This is a genomic window from Pseudomonas sp. XP1 (assembly GCF_053557675.1).
On sequence record NZ_JBNRIJ010000003.1, the window covers coordinates 212009 to 228080 of the forward strand.

General features: G+C 64.8%; 9 protein-coding genes. 7 read left to right on the top strand and 2 right to left on the bottom strand.

Translation table 11 applies throughout. The features are described from left to right. Positions 1-10: 10 nt before the first annotated feature. The 4 genes from ACK1U9_RS04855 to ACK1U9_RS04870 all read left to right on the top strand — a co-directional run bounded on the left by ACK1U9_RS04855 (position 11) and on the right by ACK1U9_RS04870 (position 7428). The gene (locus tag ACK1U9_RS04855) at positions 11-3838 is read left to right on the top strand and encodes a dermonecrotic toxin domain-containing protein (RefSeq protein ID WP_449109732.1); all 3828 of its coding nucleotides are present in this window, start codon (positions 11-13) and stop codon (positions 3836-3838) included. Positions 3839-3986: 148 nt separating this feature from the next. Further along, positions 3987-5606, top strand: a complete 1620-nt coding sequence (locus ACK1U9_RS04860) for an NADP-dependent glyceraldehyde-3-phosphate dehydrogenase (RefSeq protein WP_025339338.1) — start codon at positions 3987-3989, stop codon at positions 5604-5606. 109 nt (positions 5607-5715) lie between these two features. Continuing rightward, a complete protein-coding gene (locus tag ACK1U9_RS04865; protein WP_449109733.1) occupies positions 5716-6183 on the top strand; it encodes a VOC family protein in 468 nt (155 codons plus the stop codon). Positions 6184-6246: 63 nt separating this feature from the next. Beyond that, on the top strand, positions 6247-7428 hold the full coding sequence (locus ACK1U9_RS04870) for a hypothetical protein (RefSeq protein WP_046614325.1): 1182 nt from the start codon (positions 6247-6249) through the stop codon (positions 7426-7428). 179 nt (positions 7429-7607) lie between these two features. On the opposite strand, the gene ilvA is transcribed toward ACK1U9_RS04870, so the two are convergent. Continuing rightward, complete coding sequence (ilvA, locus tag ACK1U9_RS04875; protein ID WP_449109734.1) at positions 7608-9167, bottom strand: threonine ammonia-lyase, biosynthetic; 1560 nt, start codon at positions 9165-9167, stop codon at positions 7608-7610. Between the two features lie 181 nt (positions 9168-9348). Further along, positions 9349-9780, bottom strand: a complete 432-nt coding sequence (locus tag ACK1U9_RS04880) for a PACE efflux transporter (protein ID WP_003259966.1) — start codon at positions 9778-9780, stop codon at positions 9349-9351. A gap of 193 nt (positions 9781-9973) precedes the next feature. On the opposite strand from ACK1U9_RS04880, the gene nfrB reads away from it, so the two are divergent. Genes nfrB through ACK1U9_RS04895 form a run of 3 tightly spaced genes read left to right on the top strand, consistent with a single transcriptional unit; the run spans position 9974 to position 15989 of the window. Then, positions 9974-12148 carry a cyclic di-3',5'-guanylate-activated glycosyltransferase NfrB gene (nfrB, locus tag ACK1U9_RS04885; RefSeq protein WP_153670859.1) on the top strand — a complete coding sequence of 725 codons (2175 nt, stop codon included), beginning with the start codon at positions 9974-9976 and terminating at the stop codon, positions 12146-12148. After that, positions 12145-15150 carry a phage receptor gene (locus ACK1U9_RS04890; protein ID WP_449109735.1) on the top strand — a complete coding sequence of 1002 codons (3006 nt, stop codon included), beginning with the start codon at positions 12145-12147 and terminating at the stop codon, positions 15148-15150. The genes nfrB and ACK1U9_RS04890 overlap by 4 nt, the downstream gene beginning before the upstream one ends. Then, the gene (locus ACK1U9_RS04895; protein WP_449109736.1) at positions 15150-15989 is read left to right on the top strand and encodes a DUF4434 family protein; all 840 of its coding nucleotides are present in this window, start codon (positions 15150-15152) and stop codon (positions 15987-15989) included. Before ACK1U9_RS04890 ends, ACK1U9_RS04895 begins: the two co-directional genes overlap by 1 nt. Positions 15990-16072: the final 83 nt, after the last annotated feature.

Genomic DNA, 16072 nt, shown 5'->3' on the forward strand with positions numbered 1-16072 from the left:
GAGCATCGACATGCCAGCCATCAACCCTCATCAAGCCTTGCTCGAGGCGCAGCTGCCGCACTGGGCAGGCCAGGTAACGCCCAATCAATGGGCCGCGTTGAAGCGAACCCAGACCGCCCCATGGCAGGCACAGGCCTGGTTCGCCAATGCCGCCCCCGACCTGCGTGAAACAGTGCATGCCAGCCAGGCGCGCCTGACGCAGGCGCAAGCGGCATTGGCCGGCTCGCTCAAAGGCCTGAAACAGATCACTGAATTCGCCGAGCCATTGCTGCAACGGCGTCTTGCCGAACACGGCTTTCACGCGCCGCTGCGCAATAGCCAACTGCTGCGGGTCGAGCGCAGCTGGCAATGGGCCGCCCTGCGCTATCTTTACCGCCATCGTCGCGACAACCTGCTACAGGCCGCCCTGCAAAACTTCGCCAGCGACGAGGTGTTCACTGCTGAAAGCGCCATTGCCCTGAACGAAGACATTCAGGTGACACCGATCCTGGTACAAGGCTCCACTCCCTTGGGCATGCAAGCCCCCCTGGCGCACTTTCCATTGAAGTCGGAACACTACCAGGTAGAGCGGCTGCCACTCGAGCCGGCCGCTTTCGCCATACTGTGCCGTGACCTGGACCTGGGTAAGGCTTACCAGGCACACCTGGAACAACACCTTGCCCAGCCCGCCACTCGAGCCTTGGCCATCAGGGTACAGAAAGGCCGCCTGCGCCTGGCAGCCGACCTTGCCTATCTGCGCCACCTGCTCGACGGCAGCACGCGCGATCAGATCGAACAGCTGTTGCAGGGTGGCGCCGTCAGGTGCTGGCAACTGTCGCTGTTCGGCACGCCTCTGCACGAGGTCATGCTGATCGATGCCGGCAGCGCGGGGCTGGCGCTTTACCTGCCCGGCCATGACCCGGCCCTGCGTCAATGCAGCAACCTGAACGCGGTACACGACACGCTGGCGACCTTGCTGCTGGAGCCCGATGCCCGCCAGGCTTTCACGGCCTACATCAGGCAGGACCAACGCACGCACTTTTTCGACCTGTTGCAGCAGAACCTCGACGCTGCGGGCAACACGGCCTTTGACCGCCCTTGGCAGCGCGCTGGGCAAGCGGACCTGCGCCCCACACGCATGGCCATCACAGCCGAGCCTTTCGGCCACTACCAGGACCTGCACCTGGCCCGCCTCAAGCACGAAGCCAGCCTGCTGGCGGTTCCGACAGCCATGGCCGATGCCAACGCGCGAACCAGGCGCCTGGAGGAATGGGAAAGCCTTGGCCTGGATGCACTCGGTATTGCCGCGTTCTTCGTTCCGGGTGCAGGCACCCTGATGCTGGCCGTCACTGCCTGCCAACTGCTCGGCGAGGCCTTCGAGGGCTACCAGGCCTGGCATGAAGGCGACCGCCACCTGGCGCTGCGCCACCTGGAGGCGGTCGGCCTGAACCTGGCCCTGATCGGAGGGTTTGTGGCAGCGGGCAAGGTCGTGCCCAAGCTGTTCAACAGCCCGTTGATGGAAAGCCTGCAACAAGTACGTGGCAATGACGGGCGCTACCGGCTCTGGAATGAAGACCTCACCCCCTACCGCAGTGCCGTGACACTACCCGAAACCCTGCAACCCAATGCGCTTGGCCAGTACTTGTACGAGGGCCGGCATTTCATCCGCATGGATGGTCAACTCTTCGAACAACGCTTCGATCACGACCTGCAGCAATGGCGGGTCATTCACCCCAACACGCCCGATGCCTGGCAGCCCCCGCTGACGCACAATGCCCAAGGTGCCTGGCGCGGCCAGCATGAACAGCCCGGCCAGTGGCCATTCGCGCAGCTGGCACGCCGTCTTGGCCAGGCATATACCGCGTTCACGCCAGAACAGCTTACGCAGGCCGGCCGCCTCTGCGGCATCGACGCCGACTACTTGCGCCGGGTGCACCTGGAAGGCCGAGCAACGCCCCCACTGTTGCTCGATGCCCTGCAACGCATTGCGGCACAAGACGAGGTCGAGGCGTTGGCTGACAGGGCCCCGCCGGGCCTGTTCGAGCACCTCTACAACGGCAGCGTGCCCACTACCCCTTCAACGCAGAAACTGCTCGCTGCCTATCCGCGGCTTTCACCTGCCCTGGCCACGCGTTTGCTGGCGCCGCTGGGCGAGGCTGAATCGCTCGCCTGGGAACAGCAGGGCCTGCTACCCATTCAGCTTCGCCAGGCACTGGAACAGGTGCACAGCGAGCTGCCCCTGGTACGCGCCCTGGAGGGTGTGCTTCAGCCTGCCCGGGCCAGCAGCGACAGCGAACGCCTGCTGTTCAGCGCCCTGGATGCCATGCCCGACTGGCCTGCGGACCTGCGCCTGGAGCTGCGCGGCGCAAGCCCTGAAGGCCCCTTGCTGGAGCAGGTCGGCAGCGGGCAGGCCAGCACCCTGCGCCGCGTGATCAAATTGGCCGAAGGCTATGAAGTCGACCGGGGCGAGCGCCCTGCGCCTGGGCTGCGTGATCCGGACCTCTGCCGTGCCATCGAGCAGGCACTGCCAGGCTCGCATCGCGATACGCTGGGTATCCCGACGGCCGATGGCAGCTCGCTACGCCAGCGCGTACTGGGTTGGGTCGAAATGCACAGACAGACACTGGCCCAACGCCTCTGGGGGCATCGCGCGTTGCTGCGCAAGCCCATGGTCAGCTTGCGCGGCGGTCGCCCGCTTGACCCCGAACCGCCTCAGCCACGCCTGGCAGGCTCGCTGGCCGGGGCCTATCGGCGCTTGTTCCCCAACGCCACCGACTGGGAGTTCGAAAACTGGCTCGGCAATGACGAGGACAGCCCGTACATCGATGACATTCGCTCGCCCACACAACGGCTGCACGACCTGCAACAGCGTCTGGATACTTTGCGCCACGACCTGCATGAATGGGCTCGGCCCGATCCGCAACGCCCTCACCAGCGGCACCTGGCCATCCGCCCCATCATCAACGCCTGGCGGCGGCTGTCGACCGTAGCGCTTGAAGGGGGTGGCCGCCTGCACAGCCTGGACCTGTCCGGCCTGGAGCTGGACAACCAGGACCTGGCCAGCCTGGCCTTGCCCGACGACTTCACCCATGTGCAGCACCTGTCACTCAGCTACAACCGTTCGCTCAGCCAGTTGCCAGCCGGGTTCCAAGAGCGCTTTCCCAATCTCAACCGCCTGCTGCTGACCGACTGCCGGTTCGATACCGTACCCCGTCTGGGTAGCCCTGAGCACCTCGCCTGGCTGGATCTGGAAGGCAACCGCATTACCTGGAGTACTCAGGCCCAACAGGCACTGAACCGCTGCGCCGGACTTGTAGTGCTGGACCTTTCGGGCAACCCGCTGCTGCAGGCCCCAGATCTGCGTGGGCTGGCCAACCTGAGGACGTTGTTCCTGAACGACTGTGCGCTCAGCGAATTGCCGCAAGGCCTGGACCAGATGGTCGAGCCCATCATCGTGGATGTTGCCGACAACCAGCTGCTGCGGCTACCAGACGGTTTCAACTTGCCAAGGCCAGTCGCAGAGGCACTGCGCCTGGAAAGCGAATGGCTGGGCGCCCCCGTGGTTGCACAGATCGAAGCTTACAACGCTGCGCATCAGGTGGACCTGATGGTATGCGCAAGTGACTATCAGGAATTTTTCGAGCAGGCCGGTCCGGCCGAAATGGCCCTGTGGCAGCGTTTACCGCTGCAGTATCGGCGCGACCTCAGGGCTTTGCTGGACCTGGAACCGTTCCTGTCCCGCCCTCGATATGCCCGTACAGAATTCTGGCGGCGCCTGGCGCTGATCGATGCAGACCCCGTCCTGCGTCAGCAATGGTTGACGCACCCACCGTATGACCTGTTCAACCTTCCGCTTTGACAGCCCCTGGGAGCCTGCCTGCACAACAGGCAGGCATTCGTGGCCATGTTAAGCCAGACTGGTGTTTTTCCGGTGGCCGGTGCATGCTCCTGGCTGAAGCGTTTCACCCCGGCTCGAAACCCGCCCAGCAATGTGAGGTGCAGTACCCATGGACCGTCTGCTCGATTCACTCTTCCCCAGCGCCGAGAACATCCCGGAAACCTGGCGCCTGGAAGCTCCCCTGGAACAACGCGACTACCTGGTGAACGGCGAGCTCAGGCGTTGGGACGGCCCACTTGCCACGGTGCGCAGCCCGGTCTGGCTCAAGGAAGGCAACGATGAGCATCAGGTGGTGCTGGGCAGCGCTCCGCTGCTCGATGCCGACACCGCGCTCACCGCACTGGATGCCGCCGTACAGGCCTATGACAAAGGCCGTGGCGCCTGGCCGAACATGCGCGTGGCCGAGCGCATCCAGCACGTCGAGACCTTCCTGGCGCGCATGCGTGAACAGCGCCAGGCCGTGGTCAAGCTGCTGATGTGGGAGATCGGCAAGAACCTCAAGGATTCGGAAAAGGAATTCGACCGCACCTGCGACTACATCGTCGACACCATCAACGCCCTCAAGGACCTCGACCGTCGTTCCAGCCGCTTCGAACTGGAACAGGGCACGCTGGGGCAGATCCGCCGTGCACCACTGGGCGTGGCCCTGTGCATGGGGCCATACAACTACCCGTTGAACGAAACCTTCACCACCTTGATCCCGGCGCTGATCATGGGCAACACCGTGGTGTTCAAACCGGCCAAATTCGGCGTGCTGCTGATCAGGCCATTGCTCGAAGCCTTCCGTGACAGCTTCCCGCCGGGGGTGATCAACGTCATCTACGGCCGTGGCCGGGAAACGGTGAGCGCGCTGATGGCCAGCGGCAAGGTCGATGTATTCGCCTTCATCGGCACGCACAAGGCCGCCAGCGACCTGAAGAAACTGCACCCGCGCCCGCACCGGCTGCGCGCCGCGCTGGGGCTGGATGCCAAGAACCCGGGCATCGTGCTGCCCCAGGTGGACCTCGACAACGCCGTCGAAGAAGCAGTCACCGGTGCGCTGTCGTTCAATGGCCAACGGTGCACGGCACTGAAGATCCTGTTCGTCCATGAGGACGTGGTCGACGCCTTCCTCGACAAGTTCCAGCGCAAGTTGGCCGCGCTCAAGCCCGGCATGCCTTGGGAGCCTGGCGTGGCGCTGACACCGCTGCCCGAGCCCGGCAAGGTCGATTACCTTGACGGCCTGGTCGCCGATGCCACCGCCAAGGGCGCACGCGTGCTCAACGAAGGCGGCGGACACAGCCGTGGCTCGTTCTTCTACCCTGCCGTGCTGTACCCGGTGAAGAGCGACATGCGCGTGTACCACGAGGAGCAGTTCGGCCCGCTGGTGCCGGTGGTGCCCTATCGCGACCTGCAGACGGTGATCGACTATGTGCTGGACTCCGACTACGGCCAGCAACTGAGCCTGTTCGGCAATGACCCGGCGACCATCGGCAGCCTGGTCGACATCTTCGCCAACCAGGTCGGGCGCATCAATATCAACGCGCAATGCCAGCGCGGCCCTGACACCTACCCGTTCAATGGCCGCAAGAATAGCGCCGAAGGCACCCTGTCGGTACACGATGCCCTGCGTGTGTTCTCGATCCGCACCTTGGTCGCGACGCGCTTCCAGGAGGCCAACAAGGAACTGATCAGCGAGATCATCCGCAACCGGCAGTCGAGCTTCCTGACCACCGACTACATCTTCTGATCGGCGCGCTTATAGAAAATCGGTCTATCACCCCTGTCGATTTTCCATCCGCGCAAACGACTTTAAGCAACAGGGCGCCACCGGCGCCCACTTCCAAGGAGAGTCGAACATGGCAGCCAAACCCATTCCCGAAGGCCAGCACAGCATCACGCCCTACCTGGCCATCAATGACGCCGCCAAGGCCATCGAGTTCTACAAGAAGGCCTTTGGCGCGGTGGAAATGTTCCGCCTCGATGCCCCTGGCGGCCGCGTTGGCCATGCCGAACTGAAAATCGGCGATTCGTCGCTGATGCTGGGCGACCCGTGCGACATGGAAGGCAGCCTCACAGCCAGCCAGAAACTCAGCGGCGCAGGCGTGGGCCTGCACCTGTATGTCGAAGACTGCGACAAGGTCTACGCCCAGGCCCTTGCGGCCGGCGCTACCCAGTTGCATGCGGTGACGGACCAATTCTATGGCGACCGCAGCGGCTCCCTGAAAGACCCATTCGGCAACATCTGGTTCGTTTCGACCCACAAGGAGGACCTGACCCCCGACGAAATTCGCGCCCGCGCGGCGAAGATGTTCGGTGGCAACTGAGCGGCAAGTTGAAAGCGGCGCGACTTTGCTTGAAGCTTGGAGCTCGTAGCTGGGAGCTGCTTCATGCGAATCATCGACAAAACCGCCGCACAGGTCCGTAGCCTGACCCCCGCAGAAGAGGAACTGCTGGTCGGCTTTGCCACCGGCAGCCTCACCGGCCCGCGCCTGCTGCAGGCCAACCAGTTGCTGATGAAAGTGCGCAACGCCAACCAGTGGCTGGCCTGCGACTGCCGCAACGATGCCCTGCCGGTACTCAACGTCACCCTCAACGGCAGCACCGGTACGCTGTTTCTCAAGAACAACCCGGGTACCGCCGAACACGCGCCCGGCTGCCCGTTCACCAAGGACGAGCGAGAGGCGGCCGAGCGCGAAAACGACCCCGCGCCACCCGCTGCCTGGCTGCCGCCCGACACACCGTTGCGCCTGATCGGCGACTTCCGCAGCGGCACCACCAGTGGCGGCAGCGATGGCAGCGAACGGCGCGAACAACAGCGCCTGCTGTCGCTGCTGCTGACCTGGATCGAGACCAGCGGCCTGAACCTGTATGCCACGCACCTGAAAAAGGACCTGACCGGGCAGTTTGCCGAATTGCGCAGCGTTGCCAGCCGCTACCCGCTGCTGGAACGGGTGCCCGCCAGCAACTACCTGGAAACCCGCCTGGACATGAAGCACATGATGATGCTCAAGTCCCGTCTGCGCGAAGCCACGGTGTTCGGAAATCACCGCCGGCACGGCCTGCTGCTGGACACCGTGGACCAGATCAAAGGCCGCAAGCTGTTCAACAACCGCAGTGAAGACGGCTTCGACTTCCAGGGCCACCACCTGTACTGGGGCGGCAACCGCACCGCCGGGCCGTTGCTGGCCTTGGCGCTGTACTCGCCGACCAGTGCCGGCAGCCATTTCTACGAGCTGATTCATGTCGCCAGCGTACCGGTGCTGTCCCGCGCCCACCTGTTCCCGGTGTATCGCGACGAAGAACGCGAGCCGCTCAAGGCCCTGGTATCGCTGGTCGACTGGATGGCTGGCAAGGGTGTGAAAGTACAGATGCGCCGCCCGGTGATCGGCGGCCAGGTGATGGATGAACTGGTAATGACCTCGGACCAGGACCGAGTATTGTCGGTATCGTTGCTGGAACAGCCCATCGGGCCCGAGCCAGATACCGAGAACTTCAAGCGCTACGCCGACTTCAAGAGCCTGGAAACCTTCCGCAAGTTCGTAGCGGGCTTCTTCATGCGCGAGCGCTGAGCACTCTTTGCGGGCACACACAAAACCTTGTGGGAGCGGCTTTAGCCGCGAAGAAGCCAACGCGGTGCATGGCACCGGCTGCGCCGGTGTTCGCGGCTAAAGCCGCTCCCACAGGGTCCCTGCCAATTCAATGAGTTTGTGCAGTTCTACGAGAGCGGCCTAATCATGAAGTTTGCGTATCAGCCCAGGAACAGCTTGTACGCCGGGTTGTCGGTCTCATCCCAGTACCGGTACCCCATCTCATCCAGCGCCAACGGCAACCCCGCCAACTCATCCCCCGGTACTTCCAGCGCCGCAAATACCCGGGCCTCTGCCGCACCATGGTTGCGGTAATGGAACAGGCTGATGTTCCAACGCTTGCCAAGCCGCTCCAGAAAGCCCAGCAAGGCCCCTGGGCGCTCGGGGAATTCGAAGCGCAGCACCCGCTCGTCAGCCCCGGACGCGGCATGGCCGCCAACGGTATGGCGCACATGCAGCTTGGCCAGTTCGTTGTCGGTCAGGTCCAGTACGCTGTAGCCCTGCTCGCGCAGGCTGGCCAGCAACTGGTCGCGCGGGTCGTGCAGCGGGTGTGTCTGCACACCCACGAACAGCCGCGCCTCCTTGCCGGGGTAGTAGCGGTAGTTGAACTCGGTGATCTGCCGCTTGCCCAGGGCCTGGCAGAAGGCGCGGAAGCTGCCCGGTTGTTCCGGGATGGTGACAGCGATGATCGCCTCGCGCTGCTCGCCCAGTTCGGCACGCTCGGCCACATGGCGCAGGCGGTCGAAATTGACGTTGGCACCGGAGTCGATCGCCACCAGGGTCTGCCCCTGTACGCCATCGCGCGCCACGTACTTCTTGATCCCGGCCACGGCCAGCGCGCCAGACGGCTCGGTGATCGAGCGGGTATCGTCATAGATGTCCTTGATCGCCGCGCAGAGCTCGTCACTGCTCACGGTCACCACTTCGTCAACGAAGTGCCGGCACAGCTCGAAGCAATGGGCGCCGATCTGCGCCACTGCCACACCATCGGCGAAGGTGCCGACCTGCGGCAGGATCACCCGCTCACCGGCCGCCATGGCTGCCTGCAGGCAGTTGGAATCCTCCGGCTCGACGCCGATTACCTTCACCTCGGGGCGCAGGTACTTCACATAGGCGGCAATGCCTGCAATCAGCCCACCGCCACCCACCGGCACGAAGATGGCGTCCAGCGCACCCGGGCGCTGGCGCAGGATCTCCATGGCCACGGTACCCTGCCCGGCGATCACATCCGGGTCGTCAAACGGTGGCACGAAGGTGGCACCCTCGCTGTCGGCCAGTTTCAGAGCGTGGGCCAAGGCATGGGGGAAGCTCTCGCCTTGCAGCACTACATGGCCACCGCGCGAACGCACCCCTTCCACCTTCAGCGATGGCGTGGTGGTAGGCATGACGATGGTGGCCTTCATGCCCAGGTGCGATGCCGCCAGGGCCACACCCTGGGCATGGTTGCCCGCGGAGGCGGTGATCACCCCGCGCTCGCGCTGCACCGTACTCAGCCGTGACAGGCGGGTGTACGCACCGCGGATCTTGAACGAGAAGGTAGGCTGCAGGTCTTCCCGCTTGAGCAACACCTGGTTGCCCAGGCTGGCAGACAACGCAGGCGCAGCTTGCAAGGGTGTTTCCATGGCCAGGTCGTACACCGGGGCGGCAAGAATGCGTCGCACCTGCTCCGACAGCAGTTGCTGGGGGGTGACGGTAGATCGAGGGCTGACGAAGCTGGTCATCGGTGACTCCTTGGCTGTGTTCACGTTGCCCAGGAGTCAGAGAGAAGAAACCCGCCTCCAGGGCGGGTTCGGTGCACGTACGCGCTAGCCCGCCAAGCTGATAATGGCGGCAATAATAATGGCGTTGATGTGCAGGAAAGTATTCATGGGGTAGGAACTTAGCCGGTAGTGCGGCACAAAGTCAACACTTCGCCTGCTGCGCCGAAAGCGGCACATCGAACACCTTGTCGAAGCCCCACTGGAAGACAAACGCGTAGACGAAGAAGAACACGAACAACGCAAGGTTGGTCAGCAACGCCGCCCACAGGCTGACATCCAGCCAGTACGCCACCAGCGGCAGCAGGATCAGCACCAGCCCGCCCTCGAAGCCCAGAGCATGCAGCAGGCGCCGCAGGAAAGTGCGCTCCCGGCGGTGCTGGCGCGCCTCCCAGCGCTCGAACACCCAGTTGTAGGCCATGTTCCAGCTCATCGCGATACCCGACATCAGCACCGACAGCACGGTCGACTGCGCCATGCCGGCACCGAACGCCAGTTCCAGCGCGGGCGCCACACAGGCGACGGCGATGGCTTCGTAAAGTATGGCCTGGACGATCTTGCGTGCCTTGCCTTGCATGTTCAGCTCCCTGGGTAAACGACCTGCAAAGCTACAAGAAGTGGCCCACAAGAAAAAGCCTGAAATTTGGACAACCCCGCGTTCGGCTGCTTGTATCTATCCAGTGCAAACGGCGACAAGTCGTACAACTTCGTCCAGGGAATCGAACGAGGATATAGACGATGGCCCACCCCTTCCTGCCGGTGACCGGCACATGAGCCTGGCATTCATCGATTTTCTCACCTATGTGCTGTTCGGCCTGAAGATACTCGCGATCGTCCTGGCCACGCTGATGTTCTTGCTGGGCCTGGATGACCTGTTCATCGACCTTTGCTACTGGGGCCGCAAGCTGATCCGGCGCTTTCGCATCTACGACAAATACGAAAAAGCCGACGAAAAACGCCTGTACGAGGTACCGGAGAAGCCCCTGGCCATCATGGTCCCCGCCTGGAACGAAGTGGGCGTGGTCGGTGAGATGGCGCGCCTGGCTGCCTCGACCATCGACTACGAGAACTATCAGATCTTCGTCGGTACCTACCCCAACGACCCGCAGACCCAGGCCGACGTCGACGCGGTGTGCCTGCACTACCCCAACGTGCACAAGGTGGTCTGCGCCCGCCCCGGCCCCACCAGCAAGGCCGACTGCCTGAACAACATCATCGACGCGCTGCTGCGCTTCCAGCAGGACGCCGGTATCCAGTTCGCCGGTTTCATCCTGCACGACGCCGAAGACGTGATCTCGCCCATGGAGCTGCGCCTGTTCAACTACCTGTTGCCGAACAAGGACATGATCCAGATCCCGGTGTACCCCTACGCACCGGAATGGAAAGGCTTCACCGCCGGCCACTATGTCGACGAGTTCGCCGAAAACCACGGCAAGGACGTGATCGTGCGCGAGGCCCTGACCGGCCAGGTGCCCAGCGCCGGGGTCGGCACCTGCTTCAGCCGCCGCGCCATCAGTGCGCTGCTCGAGGACGGCGACGGCATCGCCTTCGACGTACAGAGCCTCACCGAAGACTACGACATCGGCTTCCGTCTTAAGCAGAAGGGCATGAAGTGCATTTTCGCCCGCTACTCCATCACCGACCCGGCGCTGACCCTGAAGCAGGAATGGCGCCCGGGCATGAGCCGCGAATTCTCCCAGGTGATCTGCGTGCGCGAACATTTCCCGCGCGACTGGCAGCATGCCATCCGGCAAAAGTCGCGGTGGATCGTCGGCATCGTGTTCCAGGGCACCAGCAACCTTGGTTGGAGCCGCAAGGGCGCGCTCAACTACTTCCTCTGGCGTGACCGCCGCGGCCTGTTCGCCTACCTGCTGAGTTTCCTGGTCAACCTGTTGCTGCTGGTGTTGCTGGCCATGTGGCTGGTCACGGTGATTGCGCCGGAGTCGTGGCGCTTCATGTCGATCCTCAGCGACAGCTGGCTGCTGACCACCTTGCTGTGGCTGAACGGGCTGATGCTGTTCAACCGCCTGTTCCAGCGTGCCTGGTTCGTCACCCGCTTCTACGGCATCGGCGAAGGGCTTCTGTCGGCACCGCGGATGATGTGGAGCAACTTCGTCAACTTCTTCGCCAACCTGCGTGCCCTGCGCCAGGTGATGGAAATGGGTGACTCGCGGCGCGTGGCCTGGGACAAGACCACCCACGAATTCCCCGCCATCGCCGCCCCCGCCCGCACGCCGCTGGGCCAGCGCCTGGTGGCCAAGGGCCTGATCAGCGACGAACAGCTGCAACAGGCGATCACCAGCCCGGTACGCCGGCGCCTGGGGCGCGAGCTGCTGCTGCGCGGCTGGCTGAACAGCGAACAGCTGGTCGCCACCCTGGCCGAGCAGATGGACCTGCCCTGGGCACCGCTCAACCCGTTCAAGCTCGACCCGCAGCTGATCGCCAAACTGCCGCGCAAACTGGCGACGCACTATGGCGTGCTGCCAGTGGCCGAAGACGGCGATACGCTGGTGCTGGCCAGCGAAAGCCCGGTGAGCCAGGTGTCGCTGGGGGTGATCAGCCGCCACCTTAAGCGGCCGGTCAGCGCCCGCCTGGCGCCCCAGGGCCGGGTGACCCTGGGCCTGCGCTACCACTATCCAAGCCCCTGGCAGAAGCCGGAAACCCGCGAGATGCTCGCCATCCTCGAGCGCCACCAGGACGACGAAGTGCTGCTGGAACAAGTCAGCCACCACCAGGTGATGTTGGGCGCCCTGCTGCAGGTGCGCGGCATGGTCCCGGTCACCCTGTTCAACCAGGCGCTGATCGACTTCGACCCGGAACACCAGAGCCTCGGCGAGCACCTGATCGCCCGCGGCATCATCACCGAGCAGGTGCTGCAGCAGGCCCTGATCGAACAGGCCAGCGAACAGCAGGCCGCCTTTGACCTGACCCGGGAGGTGGCATGAAGCCGCGTTTTTCCCTCACCTTCACTGGCTTGTTGCTGTGCTCCACCGCCCTGCCCTGCGCCGCTTCCACGCCGATGACCGACTTCCAGCGGTTTACCAGCTACCCGTTCATGGAGCGCAGCTACCGCGAAGCGAAAAAGGACAACTGGGCCGAGGTGGAACGCCTGACCCGCCATGTGCTGGGCCGGGTGCCGAACAACGACGAAGCCCGTGCGCTACTGGTGGAGGCCCTGGCGCACCAGCGCCGCTACAAGGAGGCCGAAGCCCTGGCCGAACAGCTGGACGGCAGCTCCGAATACGCCAACGCCCTGCTTGAACTGCGCCTGACCTGGATCGAACAAGACCCGCCGCCAGCCAGCCAGGTGGAACAATGGCTGGCCACCAGCGATGGCACCACCCGGGTGCGCCTGTGGCAGGCCTACAGCCTTAGCCTGGCCAAATTCGGTGGCGCCGCCAGGGCGCTGGACTGGCTCAATCAGTTGCCGCCACAGAGGGACGGCCAGGTGCTGCGCCTGGCCCGGGCCAACTTCGCCGAACAGCTGCGCGACTGGAAAGAAACCATCGAACAGCTGCAGCCGCTGGCCGAACAAGGCCAATTGCCCGCGCAGGACTGGCAGCGCCTGGCCAATGCCTATATCCAGCAGGTGGATGAAAAAGGGCTGAACGCACTGCTGTCCAGCGCCCCCTCCCCCGAAGCAGCCAACCAGGCCCGCCTGGCCATGGCCAACCGTGCCATCGCTGTCGGCCAGAACCAGCAGGCCCAGCGTTGGCTGCAGACACTGCCCGCCGCGCAACTGAATCAGCCCGAGCAACGCCAGCAGCTGTGGGAGCTGGCCCGCGAAGGTGACGACGCACCACTGGTCCAGCGCCTGAGCAACGAACTGCAACGCCCCTGCCTGGAAACCGTCGACTGGCTGTCGCGCCGCGACCCGGAGCTGGCGCGCGAGCAGCTCAAGGGCTGTACCGCCAGCACCGACCCCAGGGCCTACGCCGTGCTCAAGCAACGCCTGTACGGCGATCCGCCTCAGCCCCCACAACCACGCACCGCCGCCGAATGGGAGCAGCGCTATCGACAGAGCGGCGATATGGCCGCACTGGAGCAAGCCACCTTCCTGCTGATGCAACAGGGCCACGGTGAACACGCCCGGCAACTGCTGGAGCAAGCCTACGACCGCCACCAAGGCCGCCTTGCACCGTCGCTGCTGCAGCGCCTGGGCAACCTGTATGCGCGCAATGATGGGCCGCTGGACAGCCGCCGAATGCTCGGCCTGATCCCTCGAGTCGACGCCAGTACCCGGGCCCAGCTGCTCGGCCGCCTGGCCGAGGCTGGCCAGTGCGATGCCGTGCGCCGGGCCGTACCGGCCACCCCGAGCGAGCCAGGCCAGTACCGCGCCCTGGGCCGCTGCGCCATGCCCGACCAGCCCGGCGAAGCGGTGGTCTACTACCAGGCCGCCGAGCGCCTGGACGACAGCGGGAGTCGCTTGCCCCTGGCCTATGCCCTGGAAGCCGCTGGCGACTCCGAAGCGGCCCTGCCCATCTGGCGCACCCAGCCGGACAGCGCCTGGACCGACAACGCTCGCCTCACCGCCGCCCGTGGTGCGCTGAACGCCGGCGACGCACAAGCGGCCCGGCGCTATTGGGACGCCGCCGCGCACGATAGCGCCGACGACTGGGCCCTGGGTGCCGCCATCGCCCAGCGCCAAGGCGATTACCAGGCAGCGCTGGGCTTCCAGCGCCAGGCCCTGGCGCACAACCCGCGGGCCGACCATTACTACGCCGCCTCCAGCACTGCGCAACTGGCTGGCGACAGTGCCCAGAGCAGCGCCTGGCTGGCCGAAGCGGTGCGCCTGGCCCCCGACCAGCCACGCTACCGCGCCGACTACGGCATGCGCCTGGCCGGCTCGATGGACAAGGCCCAGCGCCGCCAGTCGATCCCCTACCTGGAGCGCGCTACCCAGGACTTCCCCGAGGACTATCGCCTTGGCGAGACGCTGGCCTTGCGCTACGACGAAGCCGAAGACAGCGCTTCGGCACGCCGTGAACTGCGCCGCATCCTCGATGTGGAGCAGGACCTGGTCGACGGCGACGACGAATACGGTAGCCTGGAAGCCCGCAAGTACCGCCAGCGCCGCGCCCACGAAAGCCTGTCGCGGCGCGACACCATCACCCTGGCCAGCACCTGGTCGCCGGCCGGCACCTCGACCAACGACAAGTTCCTCGACAATGGCCAGCGCAGCGGTACTTCGCGCCGCGCGCAATCGCAGAACGTACAACTGGCCATGTGGGACCACGCCTTGGGCGAAGAGCCCAGTCGCAACGGCAGCACCCTGTCGGTGTATGGCCGGGTACTGTTCGGTGGGCAAAGCCGCACCGACTACGCACAAAGCATGGGTACCGGCGTCGGCCTGCGCTACAAGCCATTCGGCCAGGCCAACCTCAACCTGTATGCCGAGCTGTACCACCAGCGTCAGATCGACGAAGAGCACTACCGTGGGCTGAGCCTGGGCCAACTGCTGAGCCCGGCCAAGGTCGGTGGCAACTGGGGCGATCTGCGTCACCACGCCGAATCGAGCAACGACCTGCTGTTGCGTGCCACCGCATCGTTCCTCGACCAGGGTGACTGGCGCAACGACTGGCGGGTCGATGAAGACGACTGGAACGAGCGCTTCCTCTACCTCGACGCTGCCTGGTGGACCCGCGCCGGCGACCACGCCTGGCTGTCGCGCTACCAGCAGGGCCATGCCTGGAAACTGCCGGGCAGCTCGCCGCAAACCATCATGCCCTATGGCTTTGTCGAGTTTTCCAGCCAGGACCCGAGCAACGACTGGCGCCAGGACGCCCGGGCCGGGGTTGGCGTGCGCTGGCAATGGTGGTTCGATGACGACCGCTACAACGCCTACCGCGGTACGCTGAAAGTGCGTGCCGAGTACCAGCAATCGCTGGGCGGCAATCTATACGAGCGCGCCAACGGCGTGCTGCTCGGTGCGGAGATGACCTTCTGATGCGTACGTTCCTGGCCCTCTGCCTGCTTGCCCTGTGCCTGCCGGCCAGCGCCGACCAGCGCCTGTTCTACCAACCCCTCAACCGCGACTCCAAGGTCACACCCGCCCAGTGGCAGCAACTGTGGCACGCCACCGTGGCCCAGGGCGGCAAGACCCTGATCGTGCAATGGAGCACCTATGGCGACAGCGATTTCGGTGGTGCCCAGGGCTGGCTGGCCGACAGCCTGCGCAGCGCGCGCGCCCAAGGCCTGCAACTGGTGCTGGGGCTGTACATGGACCCGGCCTATTACCAACGCCTCGACGAACTGGACGGTGAAGGCCTGAACAGTTACTGGAAGGCGCAACTGGGGCGCTCGCTCAGCCAGTACCAGCAACTGCGCCAGACGTGGCAGTTGCCGGTGGATGGCTGGTACCTGCCCATGGAGCTGGACGACCATCATTTTCGCGAGGCCGAGCGCCGCGGTGCCCTGTACAGCCAGTTGCAGGCCTTCAACCGGCAGCTGGACAAACCCTTGCATATCAGCGCTTTCAGCGCCGGCAAACTCTCACCGCGGGTCAATGCCGAATGGCTGGATCAACTGGCCGGGTTGGGCTTGACTGTGTGGTGGCAGGATGGCGCCGGGACCGGGCGCTTGCCCGCGTTGGTACGCCAGGGTTACGAGCAGGCCTTGCCGTGCCGGGTGGGCGTGGTGCGCGAGGCGTTCCGCCAGGTGAGCGCGCCAGGGCAGGCGTTTCGGGCTGAGCCTGCCCAGCCGAAGATGGGCGGCGGGTGCCATGCCGAGGCGGTGTTCGACCTGCGTTACCGGCCATGGGCCCGGGGTGTTCTGCCCACCAATTGAGTCTCCAGGCCTGGCCTCTTCGCGGGCACGCCCGCTCCCACAGGTCCCCCCCGCACCGGAAACCTGTGCGGTCCCTGTGGGAG

What these genes read in the sequence shown, in the direction of transcription:
- ACK1U9_RS04855 (WP_449109732.1), top strand. Translation starts at nt 11, where the DNA reads ATGCCAGCCATCAACCCTCATCAAGCCTTGCTCGAGGCGCAGCTGCCG.
- ACK1U9_RS04860 (WP_025339338.1), top strand. Translation starts at nt 3,987, where the DNA reads ATGGACCGTCTGCTCGATTCACTCTTCCCCAGCGCCGAGAACATCCCG.
- ACK1U9_RS04865 (WP_449109733.1), top strand. Translation starts at nt 5,716, where the DNA reads ATGGCAGCCAAACCCATTCCCGAAGGCCAGCACAGCATCACGCCCTAC.
- ACK1U9_RS04870 (WP_046614325.1), top strand. Translation starts at nt 6,247, where the DNA reads ATGCGAATCATCGACAAAACCGCCGCACAGGTCCGTAGCCTGACCCCC.
- ilvA (WP_449109734.1), bottom strand. Translation starts at nt 9,167, where the DNA reads ATGACCAGCTTCGTCAGCCCTCGATCTACCGTCACCCCCCAGCAACTG.
- ACK1U9_RS04880 (WP_003259966.1), bottom strand. Translation starts at nt 9,780, where the DNA reads ATGCAAGGCAAGGCACGCAAGATCGTCCAGGCCATACTTTACGAAGCC.
- nfrB (WP_153670859.1), top strand. Translation starts at nt 9,974, where the DNA reads ATGAGCCTGGCATTCATCGATTTTCTCACCTATGTGCTGTTCGGCCTG.
- ACK1U9_RS04890 (WP_449109735.1), top strand. Translation starts at nt 12,145, where the DNA reads ATGAAGCCGCGTTTTTCCCTCACCTTCACTGGCTTGTTGCTGTGCTCC.
- ACK1U9_RS04895 (WP_449109736.1), top strand. Translation starts at nt 15,150, where the DNA reads ATGCGTACGTTCCTGGCCCTCTGCCTGCTTGCCCTGTGCCTGCCGGCC.